Origin of the sequence: Microbacterium martis (assembly GCF_047246685.1) — a bacterium.
Classification (GTDB): Bacteria; Actinomycetota; Actinomycetes; order Actinomycetales; family Microbacteriaceae; genus Microbacterium.
Genome location: NZ_JBFOKT010000001.1, coordinates 1,602,210 through 1,626,227, shown reverse-complemented (window position 1 = coordinate 1,626,227; position 24,018 = coordinate 1,602,210). Strand labels below are relative to the sequence as shown.

General features: G+C 69.4%; 24 protein-coding genes and 1 tRNA gene. 16 read left to right on the top strand and 9 right to left on the bottom strand.

The annotated features are described in order from the left end of the window. The first annotated feature begins 84 nt into the window (after positions 1–84). The 8 genes from AB3M90_RS07840 (at position 85) to AB3M90_RS07805 (ending at position 7,877) form a co-directional block, all read left to right on the top strand. The gene (locus tag AB3M90_RS07840) at positions 85–918 is read left to right on the top strand and encodes a ParA family protein (protein WP_412951254.1); all 834 of its coding nucleotides are present in this window, start codon (positions 85–87) and stop codon (positions 916–918) included. Then, positions 902–1,738, top strand: coding sequence for a segregation and condensation protein A (locus AB3M90_RS07835; protein ID WP_412951164.1), 837 nt, complete (start codon positions 902–904; stop codon positions 1,736–1,738). The genes AB3M90_RS07840 and AB3M90_RS07835 overlap by 17 nt, the downstream gene beginning before the upstream one ends. Before the next feature lie 7 nt (positions 1,739–1,745). After that, the gene (gene scpB, locus AB3M90_RS07830; protein WP_412951253.1) at positions 1,746–2,384 is read left to right on the top strand and encodes an SMC-Scp complex subunit ScpB; all 639 of its coding nucleotides are present in this window, start codon (positions 1,746–1,748) and stop codon (positions 2,382–2,384) included. A 413-nt stretch (positions 2,385–2,797) separates the two neighbouring features. Continuing rightward, positions 2,798–3,559, top strand: coding sequence for a pseudouridine synthase (locus tag AB3M90_RS07825; RefSeq protein WP_412951252.1), 762 nt, complete (start codon positions 2,798–2,800; stop codon positions 3,557–3,559). Then, entirely contained in the window at positions 3,556–4,689 is a 1,134-nt protein-coding gene (locus tag AB3M90_RS07820; protein ID WP_412951162.1) for a prephenate dehydrogenase, read from the top strand. Before AB3M90_RS07825 ends, AB3M90_RS07820 begins: the two co-directional genes overlap by 4 nt. Next, positions 4,682–5,377, top strand: a complete 696-nt coding sequence (gene cmk / locus AB3M90_RS07815) for a (d)CMP kinase (RefSeq protein WP_412951161.1) — start codon at positions 4,682–4,684, stop codon at positions 5,375–5,377. The genes AB3M90_RS07820 and cmk overlap by 8 nt, the downstream gene beginning before the upstream one ends. A gap of 40 nt (positions 5,378–5,417) precedes the next feature. After that, complete coding sequence (der, locus tag AB3M90_RS07810) at positions 5,418–6,890, top strand: ribosome biogenesis GTPase Der (protein ID WP_412951251.1); 1,473 nt, start codon at positions 5,418–5,420, stop codon at positions 6,888–6,890. A 60-nt stretch (positions 6,891–6,950) separates the two neighbouring features. Beyond that, positions 6,951–7,877, top strand: coding sequence for an NUDIX domain-containing protein (locus AB3M90_RS07805; protein ID WP_412951158.1), 927 nt, complete (start codon positions 6,951–6,953; stop codon positions 7,875–7,877). Between the two features lie 290 nt (positions 7,878–8,167). Here the strand turns inward: AB3M90_RS07805 and AB3M90_RS07800 are convergent, their stop codons facing one another. The 4 genes from AB3M90_RS07800 to AB3M90_RS07785 all read right to left on the bottom strand — a co-directional run bounded on the left by AB3M90_RS07800 (position 8,168) and on the right by AB3M90_RS07785 (position 11,312). Then, positions 8,168–9,580 (bottom strand): HNH endonuclease signature motif containing protein, encoded by a 1,413-nt coding sequence (locus tag AB3M90_RS07800; protein WP_412951157.1) that lies wholly within the window; start codon positions 9,578–9,580, stop codon positions 8,168–8,170. A 40-nt stretch (positions 9,581–9,620) separates the two neighbouring features. Then, the gene (locus tag AB3M90_RS07795; RefSeq protein WP_412951156.1) at positions 9,621–9,995 is read right to left on the bottom strand and encodes an RNA-binding S4 domain-containing protein; all 375 of its coding nucleotides are present in this window, start codon (positions 9,993–9,995) and stop codon (positions 9,621–9,623) included. Beyond that, on the bottom strand, positions 9,992–10,663 hold the full coding sequence (locus AB3M90_RS07790; RefSeq protein WP_412951154.1) for a lysoplasmalogenase family protein: 672 nt from the start codon (positions 10,661–10,663) through the stop codon (positions 9,992–9,994). The genes AB3M90_RS07795 and AB3M90_RS07790 overlap by 4 nt, the downstream gene beginning before the upstream one ends. Before the next feature lie 64 nt (positions 10,664–10,727). Continuing rightward, positions 10,728–11,312 carry a GNAT family N-acetyltransferase gene (locus AB3M90_RS07785; RefSeq protein WP_412951153.1) on the bottom strand — a complete coding sequence of 195 codons (585 nt, stop codon included), beginning with the start codon at positions 11,310–11,312 and terminating at the stop codon, positions 10,728–10,730. Between the two features lie 107 nt (positions 11,313–11,419). Here AB3M90_RS07785 and AB3M90_RS07780 point away from each other — a divergent pair. Then, a tRNA-Pro gene (locus AB3M90_RS07780) sits at positions 11,420–11,496 on the top strand. Positions 11,497–11,749: 253 nt separating this feature from the next. Here AB3M90_RS07780 and AB3M90_RS07775 read toward each other — a convergent pair. Further along, complete coding sequence (locus AB3M90_RS07775) at positions 11,750–11,947, bottom strand: helix-hairpin-helix domain-containing protein (protein WP_412951152.1); 198 nt, start codon at positions 11,945–11,947, stop codon at positions 11,750–11,752. A gap of 54 nt (positions 11,948–12,001) precedes the next feature. On the opposite strand from AB3M90_RS07775, the gene AB3M90_RS07770 reads away from it, so the two are divergent. Beyond that, positions 12,002–12,325, top strand: a complete 324-nt coding sequence (locus AB3M90_RS07770) for a DUF7882 family protein (RefSeq protein WP_412951151.1) — start codon at positions 12,002–12,004, stop codon at positions 12,323–12,325. A gap of 22 nt (positions 12,326–12,347) precedes the next feature. Here the strand turns inward: AB3M90_RS07770 and AB3M90_RS07765 are convergent, their stop codons facing one another. Then, positions 12,348–13,043, bottom strand: coding sequence for an SOS response-associated peptidase (locus tag AB3M90_RS07765; protein ID WP_412951150.1), 696 nt, complete (start codon positions 13,041–13,043; stop codon positions 12,348–12,350). A 10-nt stretch (positions 13,044–13,053) separates the two neighbouring features. Further along, positions 13,054–13,731 (bottom strand): TetR/AcrR family transcriptional regulator, encoded by a 678-nt coding sequence (locus tag AB3M90_RS07760; protein WP_412951149.1) that lies wholly within the window; start codon positions 13,729–13,731, stop codon positions 13,054–13,056. 73 nt (positions 13,732–13,804) lie between these two features. Here AB3M90_RS07760 and AB3M90_RS07755 point away from each other — a divergent pair, with 73 nt between their 5' ends. Beyond that, positions 13,805–15,235, top strand: coding sequence for a purine-cytosine permease family protein (locus tag AB3M90_RS07755; RefSeq protein ID WP_412951147.1), 1,431 nt, complete (start codon positions 13,805–13,807; stop codon positions 15,233–15,235). Further along, positions 15,232–16,851 carry an amidohydrolase gene (locus AB3M90_RS07750; protein WP_412951145.1) on the top strand — a complete coding sequence of 540 codons (1,620 nt, stop codon included), beginning with the start codon at positions 15,232–15,234 and terminating at the stop codon, positions 16,849–16,851. Before AB3M90_RS07755 ends, AB3M90_RS07750 begins: the two co-directional genes overlap by 4 nt. A gap of 10 nt (positions 16,852–16,861) precedes the next feature. On the opposite strand, the gene AB3M90_RS07745 is transcribed toward AB3M90_RS07750, so the two are convergent. Together AB3M90_RS07745 and AB3M90_RS07740 are read right to left on the bottom strand one after the other, a co-directional pair. Beyond that, complete coding sequence (locus AB3M90_RS07745) at positions 16,862–17,581, bottom strand: IclR family transcriptional regulator (RefSeq protein WP_412951143.1); 720 nt, start codon at positions 17,579–17,581, stop codon at positions 16,862–16,864. Positions 17,582–17,597: 16 nt separating this feature from the next. Then, a complete protein-coding gene (locus AB3M90_RS07740; RefSeq protein ID WP_412951141.1) occupies positions 17,598–18,782 on the bottom strand; it encodes an adenosylhomocysteinase in 1,185 nt (394 codons plus the stop codon). A gap of 74 nt (positions 18,783–18,856) precedes the next feature. Between AB3M90_RS07740 and uriH the strand changes: the two genes are divergently transcribed. From uriH to AB3M90_RS07720, 4 genes are read left to right on the top strand one after another with little or no spacing between them, the layout of a single operon-like run. Beyond that, complete coding sequence (uriH, locus tag AB3M90_RS07735) at positions 18,857–19,816, top strand: uridine-preferring nucleoside hydrolase UriH (protein ID WP_412951140.1); 960 nt, start codon at positions 18,857–18,859, stop codon at positions 19,814–19,816. A 38-nt stretch (positions 19,817–19,854) separates the two neighbouring features. Then, on the top strand, positions 19,855–21,405 hold the full coding sequence (locus tag AB3M90_RS07730) for an ABC transporter ATP-binding protein (RefSeq protein WP_412951139.1): 1,551 nt from the start codon (positions 19,855–19,857) through the stop codon (positions 21,403–21,405). Beyond that, positions 21,402–22,718 carry an ABC transporter permease gene (locus AB3M90_RS07725; protein ID WP_412951138.1) on the top strand — a complete coding sequence of 439 codons (1,317 nt, stop codon included), beginning with the start codon at positions 21,402–21,404 and terminating at the stop codon, positions 22,716–22,718. The genes AB3M90_RS07730 and AB3M90_RS07725 overlap by 4 nt, the downstream gene beginning before the upstream one ends. Beyond that, complete coding sequence (locus tag AB3M90_RS07720) at positions 22,715–24,010, top strand: ABC transporter permease (RefSeq protein ID WP_412951136.1); 1,296 nt, start codon at positions 22,715–22,717, stop codon at positions 24,008–24,010. Before AB3M90_RS07725 ends, AB3M90_RS07720 begins: the two co-directional genes overlap by 4 nt. Positions 24,011–24,018: the final 8 nt, after the last annotated feature.

Sequence of the window (24,018 nt, the reverse complement as noted above, 5' to 3'; positions counted from 1 at the left end):
ACCAAGCACGAAGGAGCAGGAGAACCGGTGGCTGAGAAAGCGGCGAAGTCCAGGGCGAAGGCACAGAAGGCCGACGAGACCCCCATGGGACCCACCGGTCGTCCGTATCACGGATTTCCGACGCCGGAGCCGCTGTCGTCGCATGGGCCCGCGCGGATCATCGCCCTGTGCAATCAGAAGGGCGGCGTCGGGAAGACGACGACCTCGATCAATCTCGCCGCGGCCCTGGCCGAGTACGGACGCAAGGTGCTGGCCGTCGATTTCGATCCGCAGGGCGCGCTGTCGGCCGGGCTCGGCATCCAGACCCATGACGTGCCGACCGTCTACGATCTGCTGCTCGACACGAAGCGCGACGCGCACGAGGCGATCGTGCATTCCGGCGTCGACGGTCTCGACGTCCTCCCGGCCAACATCGACCTGTCGGCGGCCGAGGTGCACCTGGTCAACGAGGTCGCCCGCGAGACGATCCTCGCCCGCGTGCTGCGGCAGGTGGCGGGGGAGTACGACGTCATCCTGATCGACTGCCAGCCGTCGCTCGGGCTGCTCACGGTCAACGCGCTCACCGCCGCGCACGGCGTGCTCATTCCGCTCGAGTGCGAGTTCTTCGCCCTGCGCGGGGTCGCGCTGCTCATCGAGACGATCGACAAGGTGCGCGACCGGCTGAACCCGTCGATCACGATGGACGGGCTGCTCGCCACGATGTACGACCCCCGCACGCTGCACTCGCGCGAAGTGCTCGAGCGCGTGGTCGAGGCGTTCGGCGACGACGTGCTCGAGACCGTGATCGGCCGCACCGTGAAGTTCCCCGACGCGTCGGTCTCGGGAGTGCCCATCACCGAGTTCGCTCCGGAGCACGCCGCCGCCCAGGCGTACCTGCGGCTGGCGCGGGAGCTGGTCGCCCGTGGCGCCGTCGCCTGACGAGATCGCTGAGCGGGTCGGCGAGATCTCCGATCCCGTCGACGGGTTCCGGGTCTCGCTGACGAACTTCGACGGTCCCTTCGATCTGCTGCTCACCCTCATCTCGAAGCACGAGATGGACATCACCGAGGTGTCGCTCAGCGCGGTCACCAACGAGTTCATCGCCTATCTGAGCCAGCTCGACGACGACGAGGAGCTCGACCAGGCGTCGGAGTTCCTGGTCGTCGCGGCGACGCTGCTCGACATGAAGGTCGCCGGACTGCTGCCGCAGGGCGAGCTCGTCGACGCCGAGGCGGTCGCCCTGCTCGAGGCGCGCGATCTGCTGTTCGCGCGACTGCTCCAGTACCGGGCGTTCAAAGAGGTGTCCGCGTGGTTCTCCCGCTGCCTGCAGCGCGAGGATCGCCGTCACGCCCGCGCCGTGCGACTCGACGAGAAGCATCGGCGCAAGACGCCCGAACTCGTCTGGTCGCTCACGGTCGACGACTTCGCCGCCCTGGCACTGCTCGCCTTCGCCCCGAAGGAGATCCCGCACGTCGGGCTCGATCACCTGCACGCCCCGCTGGTCAGCATCCGCGAACAGGCGGCGATCGTGGTGACGCTTCTGCGGGGTGCGGAATCGGTCAGCTTCCGCGAGCTCGTCGCCGGGGTGAGCGAACCCGGCATCGTGGTCGCCCGCTTCATCTCGGTGCTGGAGTTGTACCGGCATGCGGCGCTCTCCTTCGAGCAGCTGGAACCCCTCGGCGAGCTGACGCTGCGCTGGGCCGCCGACACCTGGTCGGATGAGACACTCGCGACCCTGGGAGCCGATTATGACCGATGAGACGGCGATGACGGATGCCGTGCCGGATGCCGTGCCGGATGCCGTGACGGATGCCGTGACGGACGGGGCTGCGCGTGAGCACGCCCCGACGACACCGCTGTCGGAGCGCATCGAGGCGATCCTGCTGATCGTCGACGAACCGATCGGGCTCGTGGCGCTGGCCGCCGCGGTCGGCTCGCCGGTGCCCGCGGTGCGGCAGACGCTGGAGACGCTCGTCGACGACTACGACGGGCGCGGTTCCGGACCCCGTCGCGGCTTCGAGCTGCGCGAGGTCGGCGGCGGCTGGCGCCTCTTCGTCCGCGAGGATCACGACGACCTCGTGGCCGAGTTCATCGGCGGGCAGGCGCCCGCCCGTCTGTCGCAGGCCGCGCTCGAGACGCTCGCCGTGATCGCCTACAAGCAGCCGGTCACGCGGAGTCAGGTCGCGTCGATCCGCGCCGTCAACGTCGACTCCGTGGTGCGCACGCTGCTCGCCCGCGGACTCATCACCGAGCTGTTCGCCGACGCCGAGACCGGCGCCATCAACTACGGCACCTCCGACGCGCTGCTGCAGCACCTCGGCATCAACTCGCTCGACGAGCTGCCACCCATCTCACCGCTGCTCGACGACGGCGCCGACGGCTTCGACGAGGGGACGATCCGATGAACGACGCTTCGACAGGCTCAGCGACCCAGGGGGCGGGCGACGCTTCGACAGGCTCAGCGACCCAGGGGGCGAACGACGCTTCGACGGGTTCGGCGACCCAGGGGGCGGGCGGCGCTTCGACAGGCTCAGCGACCCAGCGGGCGAACGACGCTGCGAAGGGCTCGGCGACCCAGGGGGCGAACGACGCTTCGACGGGTTCGGCGACCCAGCGGGCGAACGACGCTGCGAAGGGCTCGGCGACCCAGGGGGCGGGCGGCTCAGCGACCCAGGGGGCGAACCACGCTTCGACAGGCTCGGCGACCCAGGGGGCGGGCGGCTCAGCGACCCAGGGGTCGGGCGGCGCTTCGACAGGCTCAGCGACCCAGGGGGCGGGCGACGCTTCGACAGGCTCAGCGACCCAGGGGGCCGAGGGCGTGCGCCTGCAGAAGGTCCTCGCCGCCGCCGGAGTCGCCTCGCGCCGCGTCGTCGAGAACTACATCGTCGAGGGTCGTATCCGCGTCAACGGCGAGGTGGTCACCGAGCTCGGTCGCCGCATCGATCCCGAGCGCGACCTCGTCGACGTGGACGGCACCGCGATACAGCTCGACGTCTCGAAGCGCTACGTCATGCTCAATAAGCCCACCGGGGTCGTCAGCAGCATGAAGGACGAGAACGGCCGGCCCGACCTGCGGCGGTTCACCGCCGACTACGAGGAGCGCCTGTACAACGTGGGCCGGCTCGACGCCGAGACGAGCGGCCTGCTGATCCTCACGAACGACGGTGAGCTCGCCCATGTGCTCGCGCATCCCTCGTTCGGTGTGACGAAGGTCTACATCGCGAAGGTCGAGGGCACGGTGACGCCGCAGACGATCTCGCGTCTGACGAAAGGCATCGAGCTCGACGACGGTCCGATCGCCGCCGACAAGGCGCGTCTGCTCGATTCCTCACGCGGGTCGAGCCTCGTGGAGCTCACGCTGCATTCCGGTCGCAACCGGATCGTGCGCAGGATGCTGGCCGCCGTCGGCCACCCGGTCACCGAGCTGGTGCGGCGCCAGTTCGGGCCTCTGCACCTGGGAACCCTTCCGGCGGGGAAGACGAGGGAACTGAGTAAAATCGAACTCGGCGCGCTCTTGACCCTCTCGCGTCGTGATTCCGGTGTCGCCGAGGCGCCAGGCGAGCAGCAGGAGAACCAGTGACCGACACGAGTGCGCCCCCGGTGCGCAGGGCCGGTGCCGTCGCGCCCCGGCTCTCCGGCACCGTCCGCATCGTCGGAACCGGTCTGCTGGGGGCGAGCGTCGGTCACGCGCTGCGGGCGAAAGACGTCGACGTGGTGCTCACCGATGCGTCGCCGGCGCAGCTGCGCCTCGCGGTCGACTACGGTGCCGGGCGGCTCGCCGCAGACGACGACGCTCCCTCGCTCATCGTGGTCGCCGTGCCGCCCGATGTGACGGCCGATGTGATCGAGGCCGAGCTCGCGCGCTACCCCGAGGCGGTGGTGACCGACGTGGCCAGCGTCAAGCTCGAGCCCTTCCGCACCCTCCAGTCGCGCGGTGTCGATCTCACCCGCTACATCGGGTCGCATCCGCTCGCGGGTCGTGAGCGCGGGGGAGCGATCTCTGCGCGCGCCGATCTGTTCATCGGGCGTCCGTGGGTGGTCTGCCGCGACGAGGACACCAAGGCCGCCGATCTCGCCCTCGTCGAGGCGCTGGCGCTCGACGTGGGGGCGATGCCGCTCGAGATGACGCCCGAAGAGCACGACCGGTCGGTCGCGCTCACGTCGCACGTGCCGCAGGTCGTCGCGAGCCTCCTGGCTGCACGGCTGGCGGATGCCGAGGAGGGGGCGCTGCGCCTCGCCGGGCAGGGCGTTCGCGACACCACGCGGATCGCGGCATCCGCTCCCGAGCTCTGGGTGCAGATCCTCGGTGCCAACGCCGGACCCGTCGTCGAGATCCTCGATGATCTCGCCGCCGACCTCGAGGAGATCTCGACGGCGCTGCGCCGGCCCGGCGCCCCGGGTTCCCGACGCGTGGTCGCCGACACCATCCGTCAGGGCAACGACGGTGTCGACCGGCTGCCGGGGAAGCACGGCCAGAACCGGCGCTTCGAGTCGCTCGTCGTCATGATCGACGACACCCCCGGTCAACTCGGTCGCCTGTTCGGCGAGCTCGGCGAGCTCGGCGTCAACGTGGAGGACCTGCGTCTGGAGCATTCGCCCGGAGCGCAGTTCGGTCTCGCCGAGATCAGCGTCGAGCCGGCGGCGCTGCACGGGGCGATCACCGGGCTCCAGGAACGCGGATGGCGGATCGCAGGGAACACCAATGACTGACAGCATCTCGACCGCGACGAAGTTCATCGCCATCGACGGCCCGGCCGGATCGGGCAAGTCGAGCGTGTCGAAGGCCGTCGCCCGCCGGCTGGGCTTCGGCTACCTCGACACCGGCTCGGCCTATCGCGCGCTCGCGTGGCACGTGCTCGAGCGCGGTGCCGACACGGCCGACGCGGCTGCGGTGCTCGCCGCGGCATCTGACTTTCCCGTGGTGCTCGGACTCGACCCCGACGACCGTGCGGTGCGCGTCGGCGACACCGAGGTGACCGATGCGATCCGTGAACCGCGGGTCTCCGGCGCGGTCAGCGGCGTCGCCCGGGTGCCCGAGGTGCGTGCGCAGGTCAACGAGCTCTTCCGCACACTGGTCTCGGACGCGCCGTACCCGGCCGTCGTCGTCGAGGGACGCGACATCACGACCGTGGTCGCTCCCGACGCTCCGGTGCGCATCCTGCTGACCGCGGCGCCCGAGGTGCGGGCGGCGCGCCGCGCCGGCGAGCTGGCCGGCGAGAACGCGGATGCCGTCGCCGCCGCCCTGCACCGACGCGATGCGTCCGACAGCGCCGTCGTCGACTTCCTCAACGCCGCCGACGGCGTGGAGGTCGTGGACTCGACGGCTCTCGATTTTTCCCAGACCATCGACGCCGTTCTCGCGGTGATCGAGCAACACCGAGGAGCACACCGTGGCTGACGACGAGTACGAGGGCGGCCCCGACCAGCTCGCCGAGAAGATGGAGCAGCTCGACGAGCAGCTCGCCGAGCAGCGCGCCGAGACGCTCCGAGCCGGACTCTCCGACTACGAGCTCGACGATGAGGATGCTGCGCTCCTCTCGGGCATCACGCTCGGGGAAGACGGTATCCAGTACAGTCCGGCCCTGCCCGTGGTGGCGATCGTCGGGCGGCCGAACGTCGGCAAGTCCGCGCTCGTCAACCGCATCCTGGGTCGTCGCGAGGCGGTCGTGGAGGACACCCCCGGCGTGACCCGCGACCGTGTGACGTACAAGGCGGAGTGGGCCGATCGTCGGTTCTCGCTCGTCGATACCGGGGGCTGGGAGCCCGACGCGCGGGGCATCGACCGGTCCGTCGCCGCGCAGGCGGAGGTCGCGATCGACCTCGCCGACGTGGTGCTGTTCGTCGTCGATGCCATGGTCGGCGCGACGTCGACCGACGAGCACGTGGTCAAGCTGCTCCGCAAGAGCGGCAAGCCGGTGTTCCTCGTCGCGAACAAGATCGACGACGCCCGACAGGAGCCCGAGGCGGCTGCGCTGTGGAACCTGGGGCTGGGCGAGCCGCATCCGGTCTCGGCGATCCACGGTCGCGGAGTCGCCGACCTGCTGGACGAGGTGCTGAAGAAGCTTCCCGAGGTCTCGGCGGTGGCCAAGCAGGAGATCGGCGGCCCGCGACGGGTCGCGATCCTCGGCCGTCCGAACGTCGGCAAGTCGTCGCTGCTGAACAAGGCGGCGGGCGAGGAGCGCGTCGTCGTCAACGATCTGGCCGGTACGACGCGCGATCCTGTGGACGAGGTCGTCGAGCTCGGCGGAAAGATGTGGCGGCTGGTCGACACGGCCGGCATCCGTCGTCGGGTGCACATGGCGCAGGGCGCCGACTTCTATGCGTCTCTGCGCACCTCGGCCGCTCTTGAGAAGGCCGAGGTCGCCGTGGTGGTCCTCGATGTGTCGGAGTCGATCAGCGAGCAGGATGTGCGGATCATCGACCTCGTGCTCGAGTCGGGCCGTGCGCTCGTGCTGGCGTTCAACAAGTGGGATCGCCTGAACGACGACGATCTGGAGAACGCCGACCGCCGACGGTACCTGGAGCGCGAGATCGAGCAAGACCTCGCACACGTGTCGTGGGCGCCGCGGGTCAACATCTCGGCGAAGACCGGACGCCACCTCGACAAGCTCGTCCCCGCGCTCGAGACCGCGCTGGAGAACTGGGATCGTCGCATTCCGACGGGCAAGTTCAACGCCTTCCTGGCCGAGCTCGTCGCCGAGCATCCGCACCCGCTGCGCGGCGGCAAGCAGCCGCGCATCCTGTTCGGGACGCAGGCGTCGACCCGTCCGCCGACCTTCGTGCTGTTCACGACCGGCTTCCTCGACCCGGGCTACCGCCGCTTCATCCAGCGTCGACTGCGCGAGCTGTATTCGTTCGAGGGAACGCCGATCGTGATCAACATGCGAGTGCGCGAGAAGCGGCAGCGCTGACCTGTTGCCGCCTGTGTCGATCGGCGATGCCGATACCCGGATGCTGTGAAAGGCTGAAGTGTGACCGTCGTCCCCCCGTCTTCCGGTGAGCCGCGTCGCCCTCAGGGGCCGCGGAATCCCGGTGATGCGTGGGTGGTCGCGGAGTCGGGCGAGAAGTACTGGGGCCGTTTCGGGGCCGCGGGGCTCCTCGCCGTCGATCCCGACCGCGGCATTCTGCTGCAGCACCGCGTGTCGTGGAGCCACTTCGGTGGGACCTGGGGCCTTCCGGGCGGCGCGCTGCACGAGGGCGAGGCGGCGATCGTGGGAGCGATCCGCGAGGCGCAGGAAGAGGCGGGCGTGCCCGACGGTGCGGTGCGTGCGCGCTTCACGAGCGTGCTCGACCTCGGTATCTGGTCGTACACGACGGTCGTCGCCGACGTGCTGGCGCCCTTCGATCCGGTGATCAGCGACCCGGAGAGCGTGGCGCTGGAGTGGGTGGCCCTCGACGAGGTCGCATCCCGGCCACTGCATCCGGGCTTCGGTGCGGCGTGGCCCGCGCTGCGTGAACAGCTCGACGTCCATCCCGTCGTTGTCGTCGATGCGGCCAATGTGGTCGGCTCCGTCCCCGACGGCTGGTGGAAGGACCGCGCGGGTGCTGCGGCTCGGCTGCGGTCGAGGCTCGAGGGCCTGTCGATTCCGGCCGACGAACTCGGTCTGGCCGGAGACGCGTGGTTCCCGCAGATCTCGCTGGTCGTCGAAGGTCGGGCGCGCGCGATCGACGACGGCGTGGCGGCACCGAGCCCGGTGCTCGTCGTGAGAGCCGAGGGCGAGGGCGACGACGCCATCGTGGACGACGTCGCCCGGTGGGTGTCGTCGGGACGCCCGGTGCTGGCGGTGACGAGCGATCGCGCGCTGCGGCAGCGGGTCGAGCGTGTGGGCGCGTCGCGGGTGCGACCCTCCGGCTGGCTTCTCGAGCTGCTCGAGGGCGGCCGTCGGGAGCGCGGCTGAGGAAATCGCTTCTCGATTGCCCCGCGGCTCCGAGGCGCATGCGGTGCCGAGGCGCATGCGGTTCCGAGGCGCATGCGGTGCCGAGGCGCATGCGGTGCCGAGGCGCATGCGGTGCCGAGGCGCATGCGGTGCCGAGGCGCACGCGGTGCCGAGGCGGACGCGGTTCTGAGGCGGACGCGGTTCCGGGGTCGCACGCGGTTCCGGGGTTGCACGCGGCAGATCCCGGGGTGCAGGCGGCAGGGACGGGTGCGCGCGGAGACGGGTGCACGCGGTGAGCGTGAGCGACCGTGTCAGACGAACATCACGCGTCTCGATGCACGATCGGGGTACGCACGGCCCAGCGGACTGAACCACGTGATCGTGCCATCCTGTCGCTGCTGAGCCGTCCACCGATGCGCGTCGGGAACGTCGGGATGTTTCAGGACGTGGTGCGAACGGCAGAAGTGACTGAGGTTGTCGATGCTCGTCCGACCGCCGCGGGCATGGTCGTGATTGTGATCGATGTCGCAGCGGTGCACCGGCATCCGGCATCCGGGGAACCGACAGTGCTGGTCGCGTGCGCGAAGGAAGCGGCGCATCGCCTCCGTCGGCGTGTAGGTGTCGGTGGAGGTCACCATTCCCGACGCGTCGAGGAAGAGCCGGCTCCAACCGGTGCTGCGGCCGGCGATACGGCGCGCGACCTCGGGGTCGATCGGTCCGTGGCCGTCGAGCTCGGCGGGTCGATCATCGGCGCCGATGAGCGTCGTCGCGGCGACCGTGACCTGAACACGCGCCTGGATGCGGTCGAGCCCCTCGCCCTGGGCTGCACTCGGGTCGGCGGTGAGGAGCATGTCGGCGAACAGATCGGCCTGCACCTGATCCCATGTGCGCTCATCGGCGCCGACGTGCTCGACCTCGGGGTCGACGGCGAAGGTGCCGTCGCCGGCGATGGTGGCGGTGTAGGGGTCGAAGGCGGGGTCGTCGAGTGCGAAGTCGTCGATGAACAGGGAGTCGCCGCTCTCGTCGGCGGTGCGCGGATCGAGCACCGGCTCGCGGTGATCGCGCGACTGGACGACCTGACGCGTCATCTGCGCCAGCCGATCGACGATCGCGGCGGCGGCCCACTCGGGAAGAACCGCTGTGAGCAGGGACAGGCCGTCGCCGACAGAGCGAACCGTCACGCACCGTTCGCCCTCGGCCCGGCGGTGGCGTTCCACGACGGTCTCGCCCACCAGGGCGGCGGCGACCTGCTTGGCGTGAGCGCCCGTACGGGCGGCCGTCTCGTGCTCGGCGAACACGAGTACGGCGGCCTCGTAGAGCTTCATGACCTCGGGATCGACCTTCTTGTTGCGAACAGCTTCGCCGACGACGTCGGCGGCGCGCACGATCTCGCGGACGTGACCGATGCTGACGCGCCCCGCGGCCAATGCCTCGTGCACGCAGGGAAGCGTCGTCTGCATCGTCTGGGCTTCGGTGAACGCGAACTCGATCGAACCCCGCGGTATGCGCGCGGCTGCCGAGAACTCGGCGATCATCGATCGGTAGATCGCATCGCGATGGTGAGGGCTCGCTGCGACGTCGGCGTCATGGATGGCGATCTGCTGCATCAGCAGCTCGGACGCCGCGGCTTCGAGTGCGGCGATCTCGCGGCGCTTCGCGACCCACGAGTCGAGCACTCGACGTCGCGCCTCGAGATCGAGGTCGAGGTCGGTCGGAATCGCCATACGACCATGGTAGAACAGATGTTCGAATGTCGGTGATATTCTAGGTGGGCGGAGGCCCGTTCCGGCCGCGCAGACGATCGATGTCGCGCCGCTCCCGCTTGGTCGGCCGGCCGGCGCCTCGATCACGCAGACCCAGAGCCGCCTGCGGCTCGCGGGCCGGAGTGCGATCCTCGTAGGCGAGCGCAGCCAGCGGTGCGCCGACCCGCTTGACCAGCAGCTGTCGGACGATGACGATGCGATCGAACCCGGCGATGCGAATGCGCACCTCGTCACCCACGCGCACGGTCTGGGCGGCCTTCACCTTGTCGCCGTTGACCCGCACATGCCCCGCACGGCATGCTGTGGTCGCGGCCGAGCGGGTCTTGTACACCCGGATCGCCCAGAGCCAGCTGTCGATGCGCACGGCATCCGTCATCTCGTGCTCCTCTGCTGCAGTTCGGCCAGGGCGCCGGCCACGATGAGTCCCTGACCGAGCGTATAGGTGAGCATCACGGCCGGGTCGCTCCACGCGGGAAGCCCGTCGGGAAGGAACAGGCGCAACGCGAGGATGCTGTCACTCGTGAGGAACAATGCACCGCCTGCCGCGACGAGCGGAGAGCATCGCGCCGAGAACGCCGCTGTGCCGCCGAGGACGAGTCCGTAGATCGCGACACCGAGGAGGAGCCCGCCCGCGTGAGGCCCGACGACAGCGAGCATCGCGACCCACCATGCGGCGTAGATCAGTGCCCACCACGGCATCCGACGACGGGCGAGATGACGTGAGAAGAGCAGGATGTATGCCAGATGGGCCATACCGAAGAACAGCAGCATGACGGGCAGCTCGAAAGCGCCCGGCAGCACGGTGCCCGCGCTGTCTCCTAACCAAGAGAAGAGGAGGGCGACGAGGAGCAGGACGACCGCGGCCGGTGGGGCAGACCGGCGATGAGACACGGCCAGGGGTAGCGCGAGCAGCGGCATCAGGAACAGCTTCGTGATCGTGGCCACCGGGCTTTCGACTGCCAGGAGGATCACATGAGCGGCCGAGACCGTCGCGAACGGGGCGAACGCGCACAGCGTCGGTGCGGGAAGGGCGCGGCGTCGCATCCCCTCATCGTAGGACCGGCGAAGATCGCGTCGCGCTCAGGGCGACGAGTGCCCGCGCCCTTGCTCACGATCGAACGCGCAGGCGGACGAGCGTGCGGCCCGGCTGCGGATCGGCTTGCTGCTCGAAACCGGCGGCGAGGAAGGTGCGGAGAGTCCCGTGGAACAGGTTGTTCGCCTTCTTCCTCTCGCCCCTCGTGTCGATGGGGTACCCCTCGATCACCCGTGCGCCCGATCTCGTCGCGTAGTCGACGGCGGCGCGCAGCAGCTCGGCGTTGAGTCCTTTGCCGCGGTGCTCGCGTCGCACCACGAAACAGGTGACGGCCCAGACCGACTCGTCGTCGAAGGGCTCGGTCGTCGCGGCGGCGATCAGGCGAGTGCGGGGGAGGCGTGCCTGTTTCGTGCGGGGGCCGATGCGGATCCACCCGGCCGCCTCGCCGTCGACGTAGGCGATGATGCCAGGCGGCGGTCCCTCCGCGATCTCCGCGCGCAGCATGTCGGTGCGCTGCGGCGTCGTCGTCTCCTCCCATTCCTTGTTGGTGAGGACCGGCCAGATGCACTGACAGCTCGCGCCGTCGCCCCCTCCCGTCAGGGCGTGCTGAAGGTCGTCCCAGCGGTCGGTCGTCGCCACCTCGGTCGTGATCGTCGGCATGCACGGGACGCTACGCCCCGCATCCGACACCCGCAACGGACCGGTTCGCGGACCGCCGTCGGGTCAGGCTAAGATAGGGGAGTTGCCCGCGCGGAAGTGCGGATCAACGGGCTGTGGCGCAGCTTGGTAGCGCACTTGACTGGGGGTCAAGGGGTCGCAGGTTCAAATCCTGTCAGCCCGACCACATCAGGAAGCCCCGGAGAACCGTGGAAACACGCGGATCTCCGGGGCTGTTTCTGTGCCCGGAAAGAGGTGATCGAGGACGCCAAGCCCCAATGCATATCGCGCGGACCCGCGTCGTCACGCCGCGCGGACGAGCGTGGCGGAGAGCGCGTCGACCTCGGCGGCACGGCTCGGCCAGAGGTGCGAGTAAGTGTCCAGACTTTCGGTGGCGTCCTTGTGCCCGAGCATCGCTGCACGGGCTTCCGACGGCAGCATCAGTCATCGCGCAGACTCAGACCGCGAGCCGCCAATCCCTCACGGAGGATTCGGATCGCCTTGGGGCCGACTCCGTGAATTTCGAGCAGTTCACGTTCGGTCCGCTCGATCAAGTGCTCGTAGCGGGTGATGCCGTTGACCGCCAACTCGCGCGGGGCCACCTTGCCCAGGCTGCGGGGGAACTCGGTGTCATCCATGATCAGTCCTCTCCGGCAAGCGGGTTCGCCACCATAGATGGATAGAGTTCATCAATGGGCAGCATCCGATACGGCGCCGACGACGATACCATCCGCGTCGATGACCGGGCTCTCGCGCACCTCAAGGTCGTCATCGCGACGAAGCTGCGCCGGAACGAGAGCTTCACGCTGTCGTGGAAGCACGGCGACGGTGAGCCCGTCGGACGTTCCACGATCTGGCTGCATCCGTCGATCCCGCTGCGCTTCTCGTTCGACGAGCCCGAGACGCCGCCGCTGAACGTGCGATGGATCGAAGACCTCATGCATTCCGCGAACTCCACCGGCGGGATCACGCTCGTCGATGAGGCCCGCGACGAGCCCGACGACGAACGGGCGTAGGACCGGGCCGCACCGCAGGCGCTCAGTCCACCGCCTCGATCAACGTCTCATCCGCCGGGTCGACCGCGCGGGAGTTGTTGACCTTCCGATCGACGAGCCGCTCTCGGATGGTCGCCGCCACGTCGGCCGAGGTGTGGTCGAGCATCGCGAGCAGCTCGACCTTCGCCTGCCCCGCGACCTTCTCGGGCGAGAGCCAGGAGTCCCAGGTGTCGGACGTGAGGAAGGCCGGCATCCGATCGTGCACCTCGCCGCTCGCGTCGCGAGCCTGCCGCGTGATCACGACGAAGCACCGTGACCGTTCGCCGTTCGCGAGCTCCATCGACCAGGTGAGGCCGGCGGCCGAGAGCAGCCCGTCGCCGTGGAGGAAGTGCGGGGTCTTGTCGCCCTTCTCGCCCGTCCATTCGTAGTAGCCGCGCATCGGGACGATGCAGCGCGCAGCGGAGAAGGCCGGGGCCCAGAAGCCCGTCGCCAGCTTCTCCATGCGCGCGTTGATGATGGGCGGCCCCTTGGGGCGGTTCGCCGGCTTCTGCCAGTCCCATCGCACGAGCTCGAGGATGCGACCCTCGCCCCGGTCGCGCACGATCGGCGCCTCGTCGGTCGGGGCGATGGAGTACGAGCCGCTCCATTCGCTCCACCACTCCTCGGGCTTGCCGCCTTCGGCGACGTACTGCTGGATGAGCTCATCCGTCTTCTCGTCCATCGCGAAACGTCCGCACATGTTCGAGACCCTACGCCCGATCGGCGACATCCGGGGCGTCGGGTCCGCCGATCGCGTCGATGGCGGCCCGCAGCACGCCGGGCGGCAGGCCGAGGGCCCATTCGGCGACGTCGGCGACGACGCGGGTGTGGGCGGGGTGCTCGTAGGGAACCGACGCGTTCACGTACGACCCGCCGCCGTCGATCGCGATGAAGATGCGGATGCCGGCCGCCTCGGCATCCACGTCGGCGAAGTCCCCGCGCGCGATGCCCTCCTCGATGATCGACGTGAGACGCTCTCGGTCGAGGGCGTCCTGCTCCTGGAGTTCGGCGTCGAGCGAGGGGCTGAACCGGGAGAGGTGGCGTGCGTTCAACCACAGCCGGGCGAGCGCCAGCGAGCGCCCGCGCTCGATGTGGTCGACGAATCGTGCCAGCCGGTCGAGGGGGGTTCCCGCACGGGTGAAGAACTGTTCGCGTTCGAGCACCGCCGCGCGGGCGAAGGCGGCGGCGACGAGGTCTTCCGCCACGGGGAAGTAGTGGGTGATGAGTCCGGGGCGCACGCCGAGCCGTGCGGCCACCGCACGCAGCGTGATGCGCTCGAGCCCCTCGTCGATCGCGATGGCCGCCGCGCTCGCCAGGATGTCTTCGCGTCTTTCCTCACGGGGTTTGCGCGTTCGCGGCGAAGAAGTGCTTGACGTCACGACGCCCATGCTATTGAATGAGTGACCAATAGTCCATTGGGCATGTGACCAATAGCAATGACGCTCATCCGGAAGGAACTCCATGACCCAGATCCACCCCGTCGAGGCCGAGGGTCTCGACAGCGCGTCCCGCCCCGAGACGCGCGGCATCGAACTCATCGACGACGACGAGCGACACGGCCGCGCGCGTGACCTCTTCCTGATCTGGGCGGCGCCGAGCGTCAGCATCCTGAACCTCACCATCGGCGCCTCGCTGATCCTGCTCGGACTCGAGGTCTGGCAGGCGATCGCCGTCATCGTCGCCGCCTCGCTGCTGTGGGTGCTTCCCGGCCTCATCGCCGCGAGCGGACCGGCATCCGGCACATCGGGTTCGGTCGTGACCCGCGCGATGTACGGCGTGCTCGGCAACCGGCTCTTCGTCGCCGTCGTCGGCTGGTTCATCGGCGCGGTGTTCCTCTCGCTGACCTGGCTCGCCTCGTCGTTCCTCGGTGCCGATCTGCTGCGCCGAGCGGGCCTGGCCGACCCGGTGTGGGTCCCCATCGTCGTGACGCTCGTCGTCGCCGCCATCACGATCCTCGTCGCCATCTTCGGCCACGGACTCATCCTCCGCGTGTATCCGTACATGGCAGCGGCGCTGTTCGTCATCTTCCTGGCTGTCGCAGGATTCATCCTCCCGACCGTGGACTGGCAGTACGCCCCGACCGCACCGCTCAGCGGCATCGGCCTGTGGTCGGCGGTCTCCATCGGCTTCACGATCCTCGCCTCCACCCCGCTGTCGTTCATCAACAGCCCCGACATCGCCCGCTATCTGCCGCGCGAGACCAAGCCGTCGCACATCGCCGCCGCGACGGCGCTCGGCGGCGCCCTCCCGTTCATCGTCTTCACCATCGTCGGCGTGCTGCTCGCCACCGGACTCAGCGGCGCAGCGTTCGAGGCGGGGATCGACGTGGCCCTGCTCGACCTGCTGCCGGCCTGGCTCGGTCCCGTGCTGGTGCTCGGCGTCGTGCTCAACACGATCGCGCTCAACGCGATGACCGCCTACACCTCGAGCATGGCGCTGCAGGCCATCGGCTTCCGCCTGCGACGCATCCCCGCCGCGATCATCGTCGGGGTGGTCGGCACGGCATTGACGATCTACCTCGTGCTGTCGTCGAGCCTGCTCGAGGCCGCCAACCTCATGCTGCAGTTCCTCGTCGTGGTGTCGGGGCCCGCGATGGCGATCTTCGTCGTCGACGTGATCCTGCGCCGCTACGACTACGAGGGACCCGATCTCTTCGTGAACCGTGCGGGTGGGCGCTACTGGTACTCGGGAGGGTGGAGCATCCCCGGCATCGCCGCGCTCCTCCTCGGCGGCCTGGCGACCGCGGTGTGCCTCTCGACGAGCGTGTGGAGCGGCCCGGTCGCCCAGCTGACGGGCTTCATCGACCTGTCCGTGCCCGTCGGTATGCTCGTCGCCGCAGTGCTCTACGCCGGACTGCTGCGCACCCCGCTCGGAAAGGACGGCCGGCCATGATCACCCGCTACCTCAACGGACACGTCTTCACCGCCGACCCCGATCCTGCCGCCGCCTGGGCCGAGGCGTTCGCGATCGACGGCGAGACGATCGCCTTCGTCGGATCGAACGATGACGCGTTCCACGCCGACGAGACGATCGACCTGCAGGGCAGGCTCGTGCTCCCCGGGTTCACCGACGCCCACACCCACCTGCTGATGATGGGTGCGGCCCTCGGACAGGTGCCGCTCACGGCGTCACGGTCGCTGGAGGAGATCCAGCAGATACTGCGCGCGGCCCGCGAGAGCCGGCCCGATGCCGCGGTGATCCGGGGCCGCGGGTGGCTGTTCGACTCCGTGCCCGACGGGGCGCCTGTGGCCGCGATGATCGACGCCGTCGTCGCCGACATCCCGGTGTACCTCGACGCCAACGACTATCACTCGTGCTGGGTGAACACGGCGGCCCTGACCGAACTCGGCATCGATCGCGACACCCCGGACCCCATCGGCGGTCATATCCAGCGGGATGCCGCGGGCGACGCGACCGGTCTGCTGCTCGAGACCGCCGCGACGCAGTTCGCCTGGGCTCACCGGGATGCGACGACGACCGATGCCGATCGCGATGCCGACATCGAGCGCGTGCTCTCCGCCTACCCTGCCGCCGGGGTCACCGGGGTGGTCGACATGGCGTTCGACGAGTTCGGACTCGCCGCACTCCGACGCGCCCTCGAGCGACGCGGGGGAGAGCTGCCGATCCGCATCGCGGCGCACTGGATCATCGTCAACACCGGCGACGACGCCGAGAACCTCGCACAGGTGGCGCGCGCCGCCGAACTCGCGCGAGACGCCTCGTCGCCCTGGCTCCGGGTGGTCGGCATCAAGCTCGTCCTCGACGGCGTGATCGACGCCTGCACCGCGGCGATGCGGCATCCCTACGCCGACGGCAGCAACGCGGCACCCATCTGGCCGGTGGAGCTGCTGAACCCGGTGGTCGCCGCGGCCGACGCGGCCGGACTTCAGGTCGCCCAGCACGCGATCGGCGACCATGCGAGCGAGATCGCCCTGGACGCCATCGAGAACGCGATCGCCCTCAACGGCGAACTTCCGCGGCGCCATCGCATCGAGCACCTGGAGTATGCGGCTCCGGGCACTGCGGAGCGCATGGCGCGCCTGGGCGTGACCGCGTCGATGCAGCCCGTGCACAGCGATCCCGCCATCTTCGCGAACTGGGCCGAGATGCTCGGCGACGAACGGGTCGAGCGCGCCTTCGCCTGGCCCGAGTACGAGGCCGCCGGTGCGCTTCTCGCGTTCTCCACCGACGCGCCCACCGCGCCCCACGAGGCGCTGGCGAACATGTACGTCGCCTCGACGCGGGCGTCGGCGCTCGACCGCTCGGTGGCCGCCGTCCACCCGCAGTTCGCGCTGCCGCTCACCGCGGCGATCGGACACGGCACACGCGATGCCGCAGCCTCGGTCGGCGACGGCGCCTGGCGCGGACGCATCGCGCCCGGGTACGCCGCCGATGTCGTCGTGCTCGACACCGACCCGTTCGTCGAGGGGGAGGCGGCGCTGCTCGAGGCGCGCGTGGTCGAGACGATCGTCGCCGGGCGCGTGCGCCATCGCGCGGACGGGCACTGAGCGGGGAGGATCAGATGCCGAGCGCGCGCTCGATCTCGCGTGCCCCGCGTTCGGCCGCGGCCGACACGTCGTCGGCCGGGACACGGCTGTAGCTGGTCGCGATGTAGGGGACGGTGAGGGCGGCGATCGCCTCGTCGACACCGCTGCGCAGGATCGGATGCACGATGTCGGTGATCCCCGGCTGCGTGGAGTCGGGGCGGACGAGCGAGCGGTCGTGCCGGATGCCGGCCAGCACGGCCTCGTCGATGTCGACATGCGTCTGGGCGACCGAGCTGAAGGCGGTCAGGACGTGACCCGAGGGGGTGCCGTCGAGGGGGAAGAGCGCGCCGACCCGCACATGGAAGCCGAAGTCGTCGGGACTCTCGACCTGCGCGATGATGCGCACGCCGCCCTGATCGATCACGCCGAGGTTGCAGCTCTGGCGCGTGGACTCGGCCACCCGGCGCATCGCCGGGATCGCGGCGGTGATCAGCGAGCGCAGGGGCTCTTGCCGATGGGCCAGGTCGAACAGCCGCATGGAGAGCTGGTACAGCCCGCTCTGCACGTCGCGGTAGACGTAGCCGCGCTTCTCGAGTCGCAGCAGCACGCGGAAGATCTGGCCGGGGGAGCGGGAGACCGCCTTGGCGATGTCGAGTTGGCTGAGGCCGCCGACGGCGGCTGCGAGAGTCTCGAGGATGTCGAGTGCCTTGTCCACTGCGGGCGCGGCGTACTCCGGTTGCTGTTCGACCAAGGCGGTCTCTCCGTCGTCAGGATGAGGAATCGAGAACTGCCAGGATACGCCGTGCGATGGTCCGCTCGATGTCGTCGGGAACGCCCTGAGGTCCCGGCGAGAGACTGGTCGGGTCGGTGACCACCCGCACGAGCGACAGCGTCTGCAGCAGGAATCCGAGATCCATCGACTCGATCGAGTTGCCGCGCGGCTCGCTGCCGGCGAGGTTGAACATCCGTCCGTCGGCGAGCAGCACGACGTGGCGTCCGTTCGGCAGGTCGATGCGGTCGAGCGCGGGGCCGAGCTCGGTCGTCGACGTCGCGCGTGCGCGGAGAGCGGCGACATCGATCTCCCAGGGGAAGTGGCCGACGTTGCCCACGATCGCGCCGTCCTTCATCCGTTCGATGACGTCGTACGTCAGCACGCCGGGGCGTCCGGTCGCCGTGATGAAGACGTCGCCCCACTCGGCGAAGTCGTCTGCCCGACCGACGCGGAAGCCGTCGAAGGCCGCCTCGAAGGCCTTGAGCTCGTCGGGGTCGACCACGGCGACCCGGCCGCCGAGCGCGCGCAGGTACTGGGCGACGCCCCGGCCGCACCATCCGTAGCCGAAGACGACGAAGCGACGCCCCGGCACCATGGCGTTGGTGATGCGCATGAAGCTCTCGACGGCCGACTGGCCGACCGCGTGACGGTTCTCTCCGATCGCCTTCAGCAGGCTGTCGTTGATCACGATGACGGGGAACGGTACCGCGCCGTCGAGCTCCGAGCGCAGGCGATCGCCGCCGCTGGTCGTCTCCTCGGTGCCGCCGATGACGGTGTCGGTCGTTCCGCGGGCGACGAGTCCGGCGACGAGATCGCCGCCGTTGTCGAGGATGATGTCGGGAGCGCCGTCGAGCACCGCGGCGATGTTGGCCTCGTGCTGCTCGATGGTGTCGTCTCGCCGACCGTGGATCGTGATGCCCGGAAGCGAGTTCAGATAGTCGACGACGTCGTCCTGCGTCGACCCGAAGTTCCCCGTTCCGACCAGCTCGGCACCGCCGGCGGCGAGCGTCTCGACCAGCACGGCGGTCTTCGGCTCGACGTGCAGCGACATGCCGATGCGGTGGCCGGCGAACGGCTGCGAGCGGCTCAGCTCGTCGCGCACGTCGGCCAGGAGCTGCATGCGCGAGCGGATCCAGGCGACGCGGAGGTTGTCATGCGGGGCAGGTTCAGGAATGGTCATGGAGCCGATCATACCGATATGAATTCGGAATGCATATACACATGTGAACCTCATTTGCATATATGCTGACCAGCGTGACGACGAAGATCATCCTCGACTGCGACCCCGGCCACGACGACGCCATCGCGATGCTCCTGGCCCAGGGGAATCCCGAGATCGACCTGCTGGCCGTGACGACGGTGGCCGGAAACCAGACGCTGGACAAGGTCACCCGCAACGCCCTCGCGGTCGCCGACATCGCGGGGATGACCGAGGTCCCCGTGGCGGCGGGGTGCGACCGGCCGCTGGTGCGCGCGCCCCGGGTCGCCCCCGACATCCATGGAGAGTCCGGGATGGACGGTCCCCAGCTGCCGCCGTCGGTGCGCGAGGTCGACGGTCGACACGCGGTCGACCTCATCATCGAGACGATCATGGCGGAGCCTGTGGGGTCGGTGACGCTCGTGCCGACCGGTGCGCTGACGAACATCGCGCTCGCCGTCCGCCGAGAGCCGCGGATCGCCGACCGCGTACGCGAGGTGGTCCTGATGGGGGGAGCGCTCCATCGAGGCAACTGGTCGGCGACGAGCGAGTTCAACATCATCGTCGATCCCGAATCCGCGCACATCGTCTTCAACGCCGACTGGCCGGTGACCATGGTGGGTCTGGATGCCACGCACCAGGCGCTCGCGACGCCCGAGGTGATCGAACGCATCACGGCCATCGGGAACGGGCCGTCCCGGTTCGTGGTCGAGCTGCTGGAGTTCTTCGCGAAGGCCTACCGGGAATCGCAGCACTTCGCATCTCCGCCGGTGCACGACCCGGTCGCCGTCGCACGCGTGATCGATCGCAGCATCGTGCGCACCGTCGGCGTTCCCCTCGACGTCGAGCTCGGCAACGGTCTGACGGTGGGCATGACGGTGGCCGACCTGCGGGCGCCGGCCGATGACGCCTCGCGCACGCACGCCGCGGTCGATCTTGACCAGGAGCGCTTCTGGGGTCTGATCGTCGATGCGCTGGAGCGCCTCGACGATCGTCTCCTCACACCGGAGGAATGAGCCGCAGCCTCGACCGAGAGGCACGACAGGAGAAAGCAATGAAGCTCGAGCTACGCGGAATCACGAAGAGGTTCGGTCCGCTGACCGCCAACGATCACATCGATCTCATCGTCGAGCCCGGAGAGATCCACTGTCTCCTCGGCGAGAACGGTGCCGGGAAGTCGACCCTGATGAACGTCCTCTACGGGCTGTACCGAGCCGACGAGGGGGAGATCCTGATCGACGATGTCGAAAGGGACTTCGCCGGTCCCGGCGATGCGATGTCGGCGGGCATCGGGATGGTGCACCAGCACTTCATGCTCGTTCCGGTCTTCACCGTGGCGGAGAACGTCATGCTCGGACATGAGCCCACGCGCTCCGGAGGACTCCTCGACCTGGCGGAAGCGCGTCAGCGCGTGCGTGACATCAGCGCGCGATTCGGGTTCGACCTCGACCCGGATGCCGTCGTGGGCGACCTTCCCGTGGGAGTGCAGCAGCGGGTCGAGATCATCAAAGCCCTCTCGCGCGACGCGCGGATCCTGGTCTTCGACGAGCCCACCGCCGTGCTCACTCCCCAGGAGACCGACGAGCTGATCGCGATCATGCGGCAGCTGCGCGAGTCGGGCACCTCGATCGTGTTCATCACGCACAAGCTCCGCGAAGTGCGGGAGGTCGCCGATCGCATCACGATCATCCGTCGGGGCAAGGTCGTCGGGGAGGCCGATCCCGACTCGAGCAACGCCGAGCTCGCGGCGCTCATGGTGGGAAGGCCCGTCGAGCTCACCGTGCGCAGATCGCCCGCGAAGCCAGGCGATGACGTGCTCGTGGTCGACGGTCTGACGGTGTTCGACGCCGCAGGTCACCCGGTGGTCGACGACGTGTCGTTCCGGGTGCGTGCCGGTGAGATCCTCGCGATCGCCGGCGTGCAGGGGAACGGGCAGACCGAGTTGGCGGAGGCGCTCCTCGGCGTCCGGGAACGGGTCGTCGGGGACATCCGCCTCGACGGCCGCCGCCTGCGCGGTCGATCGGTGCGGCAGATCCTGCGCGCCGGAGTCGGCTTCGTTCCCGAGGATCGCAAGGAGGACGGGCTCGTCGGCGAGTTCAGCATCGCCGAGAACCTCATGCTCGATCAGATCCGGCCCCCCTTCGTCCGCGCCGCCACCGTGCAGCGCCGACGCCTGCAGGATTTCGCGCGCGAGCAGTCGCGCGAGTTCGATGTGAGATCTCAAGGGATCGACACGCCGGTGGGACGCCTGTCCGGAGGCAACCAGCAGAAGGTCGTCCTCGCGCGCGAGCTCAGCAGGCCCCTTCGGCTCTTCGTGGCCGCGCAGCCGACGCGCGGCATCGATGTCGGCTCGATCGAGTTCGTGCACAAGCGCATCGTCCGGGCTCGTGACGAAGGGACCGCGGTCATCGTGGTCTCCACCGAACTCGACGAAGTGCTGGCGCTCGCCGACCGTATCGCGGTCATGTACCGCGGTGCCGTCGTCGGTGTCGTACCCGGAGACACGCCGCGTGAGGTGCTCGGTCTGATGATGGCCGGCGAGACGCCGCTCGAAGCAGGCGCGGTCCTGACGCCGCATGACGCAACGCAAGGGAGCAACCAGTGAAGAGATCGACGCGGCGACCTCCTCGCCCCGTGAACCCGACGTCGACGGAAGCGTCGACGGAAGCGTCGACGGCCGACGTCGGCACGACGGCACCCCCCGAGGAATCACGACGCGCTCGAGCGATCCTCAACGAGATCATCGGCGGGAACGTCACCATCTCCGTCCTCGCCGTCGTGCTGGCGCTCGCGGCGGGCGGCATCCTGATCGCGGTGACCGACCCCGCGGTGCAGCAGGCGTCGACGTACTTCTTCGGCCGGCCGGGCGACGTCATCGGCGCGGCCTGGGCCGCGGTGGCGGGCGCGTACACCGCCCTGTTCCAGGGAGCCGTCTTCCAGCCCGCCGCGGGAGACTTCACTCTCCAGATCCGACCGCTCACCGAGACCCTGGCCTTCGCGACGCCCCTCATCGTCGCCGGACTGGGCGTCGGCCTCGCCTTCCGGGTGGGTCTGTTCAACATCGGCGGTCGTGGCCAGATGCTGATCGCAGCCGCCTGTGCCGGCTGGGTGGCCGTGACGGTCGATCTTCCGCCGGCGGTGCACCTGCCCCTCGCCATGATCGTCGGCGTCGCGGGCGGTGCGCTCTGGGGGGCCCTGGCCGGAGTCCTGAAAGCGCGCACCGGTGCGCACGAGGTGATCGTGACGATCATGCTGAACTACGTCGCCTTCTATCTCGTCTCGTACCTGTTGCGCACTCCCGTGCTGCAGGCTCCGGGGTCGAACAATCCGAAGTCGGCGCCCCTCGCCGAGTCCGCGACCCTGCCTCTGCTCTTCGGACCCGGCTACAGCGTCACCATGGGATTCCCGATCGTCATCGTCGTGACCGTGGTCGTGTGGTGGCTGATGAGCCGGTCGTCCCTCGGATACCAGTTCCGAGCCGTGGGTCTCAATCCGAACGCCGCCCGCTTCGCCGGAATCGACGTGAAGAACATGTACGTCTGGGCGATGCTCATCTCCGGCGCGCTGGTCGGTCTCGCCGGCGTGCTGCAGGTGCTCGGACCGGCTCGGGCAGGATTCACGTCGGGAGTCGACGCGGGCATCGGATTCGACGCGATCACCGTCGCGCTGCTCGGACGCTCCCGTCCGGTGGGGGTCTTCGTGGCCGGCATCCTCTTCGGCGCGTTCAAGGCGGGCGGGTTCACGATGCAGGCCGCGCAGGGCATCCCGATCGACATCGTGCTCGTGGTGCAGTCGCTCATCGTGCTGTTCATCGCGGCTCCGCCGCTCGTGCGTGCGGTGTTCCGCCTGCCCCGGCCCGATCAGCTGCACGCGCGCCGCCACGCGCGCATCACGACACGGAAGGCGGCGTCCGCATGAACGACCTCGCACCCCGGGTGCTGACGCGCCCGTCCGACACGACGACCGACAGCGCCGTCGCTCACGCGCCTCGCAGTTGGAAGGCGCCGATCGCCTACGGAGTCTTCGCCGCGGCCGCGGTGGTCCTGTTCGTGATCGGCGGACGCGAGGGCATGACGTCGTTCCGGCTCTCGACCGACTCCGATCTGATCGGCATCCCCGACGTCATCGTCCCCGTGCGCGCGACGGGACTGGTCACGGCCCTCCTTCTGGTCATCCTCGCGGTGATCGCGACGCTGATCGTCGTGCGGAACGGCCGCACACGGTTGTGGTTCGGCGTCCTGTTCTCGCTGGTGTTCCTCCTCGGGTTCCTCGCGTGGGCGGCCGCCGGCGAGGTCCTCCCCGTTCCCGGTCTCCTGATCGGGGCGGTAAGCCTGTCGGTTCCCCTGATCTTCGGTGCCCTCAGCGGCGTCATCTCCGAGCGGGTCGGCGTGATCAACGTCGCCATCGAAGGGCAGCTTCTCGCCGGCGCGTTCGCCTCGGCCGTTCTGGCGTCGATCACCGGTGACGCGATCGTCGGCCTGATCGGCGCGCTCGCCGCCGGCGTCATCGTGTCGTTGACGCTCGCCGTCTTCGCGATCACGTACGTCGTCGACCAGGTCATCGTCGGAGTCGTCCTGAACGTGCTCGTGATCGGGCTCACCTCCTTCCTCTACTCCCAGGTGCTGTCCGCCGACCCGGCGCTCAACTCACCGCCGCGCTTCGCCGCGGTCGACGTCCCGCTGCTGTCCGAGATCCCCCTCATCGGTCCCGCCCTCTTCCGGCAGACGATCGTGGTGTACCTGATGTACCTGGCCGTGGCCGTGGTCGCCTTCGCGATGTTCCGCACGCGGTGGGGTCTGCGGATGCGAGCGGTGGGCGAGCACCCGCAGGCCGCCGACACCGTCGGCATCCGCGTCTCGGCGACCCGTTTCTGGAACGTCTCGCTCGCCGGAGCGATCGCCGGACTCGGCGGCGCCTACTTCACCCTGGGGTCGGTGGGCGCCTTCAACAAGGAGATGACGGCAGGCGCCGGATACATCGCCCTGGCCGCGGTCATCTTCGGTCGCTGGGACCCCATCCGTGCGACGCTCGCCGCGCTGCTGTTCGGGTTCGCCACGAGCCTGCAGTACGTGCTGGGCATCATCGGATCGCCGGTTCCGAGCGACTTCATGCTGATGCTCCCGTACGTCGTCACCATCGTCGCTGTCGCGGGCCTGGTCGGACGGGTGCGCGGTCCCGCCGCGGCCGGGCTTCCCTATGCGAGTCGGTGAGGCGGCGG

Bases quoted from the DNA above. Each gene is read 5' to 3' on its own strand.
- AB3M90_RS07775 (WP_412951152.1), bottom strand. From the start codon at position 11,947: ATGGATGACACCGAGTTCCCCCGCAGCCTGGGCAAGGTGGCCCCGCGC.
- AB3M90_RS07765 (WP_412951150.1), bottom strand. From the start codon at position 13,043: ATGTGCGGACGTTTCGCGATGGACGAGAAGACGGATGAGCTCATCCAG.
- AB3M90_RS07750 (WP_412951145.1), top strand. From the start codon at position 15,232: ATGATCACCCGCTACCTCAACGGACACGTCTTCACCGCCGACCCCGAT.
- AB3M90_RS07785 (WP_412951153.1), bottom strand. From the start codon at position 11,312: ATGCCGACGATCACGACCGAGGTGGCGACGACCGACCGCTGGGACGAC.
- der (WP_412951251.1), top strand. From the start codon at position 5,418: ATGGAGCAGCTCGACGAGCAGCTCGCCGAGCAGCGCGCCGAGACGCTC.
- AB3M90_RS07740 (WP_412951141.1), bottom strand. From the start codon at position 18,782: ATGACCATTCCTGAACCTGCCCCGCATGACAACCTCCGCGTCGCCTGG.
- AB3M90_RS07790 (WP_412951154.1), bottom strand. From the start codon at position 10,663: ATGCGACGCCGCGCCCTTCCCGCACCGACGCTGTGCGCGTTCGCCCCG.
- AB3M90_RS07760 (WP_412951149.1), bottom strand. From the start codon at position 13,731: ATGGGCGTCGTGACGTCAAGCACTTCTTCGCCGCGAACGCGCAAACCC.
- cmk (WP_412951161.1), top strand. From the start codon at position 4,682: ATGACTGACAGCATCTCGACCGCGACGAAGTTCATCGCCATCGACGGC.
- AB3M90_RS07755 (WP_412951147.1), top strand. From the start codon at position 13,805: ATGACCCAGATCCACCCCGTCGAGGCCGAGGGTCTCGACAGCGCGTCC.
- AB3M90_RS07795 (WP_412951156.1), bottom strand. From the start codon at position 9,995: ATGACGGATGCCGTGCGCATCGACAGCTGGCTCTGGGCGATCCGGGTG.
- AB3M90_RS07720 (WP_412951136.1), top strand. From the start codon at position 22,715: ATGAACGACCTCGCACCCCGGGTGCTGACGCGCCCGTCCGACACGACG.
- AB3M90_RS07800 (WP_412951157.1), bottom strand. From the start codon at position 9,580: ATGGCGATTCCGACCGACCTCGACCTCGATCTCGAGGCGCGACGTCGA.
- scpB (WP_412951253.1), top strand. From the start codon at position 1,746: ATGACGGATGCCGTGCCGGATGCCGTGCCGGATGCCGTGACGGATGCC.
- AB3M90_RS07840 (WP_412951254.1), top strand. From the start codon at position 85: ATGGGACCCACCGGTCGTCCGTATCACGGATTTCCGACGCCGGAGCCG.
- AB3M90_RS07770 (WP_412951151.1), top strand. From the start codon at position 12,002: ATGGGCAGCATCCGATACGGCGCCGACGACGATACCATCCGCGTCGAT.
- AB3M90_RS07730 (WP_412951139.1), top strand. From the start codon at position 19,855: ATGAAGCTCGAGCTACGCGGAATCACGAAGAGGTTCGGTCCGCTGACC.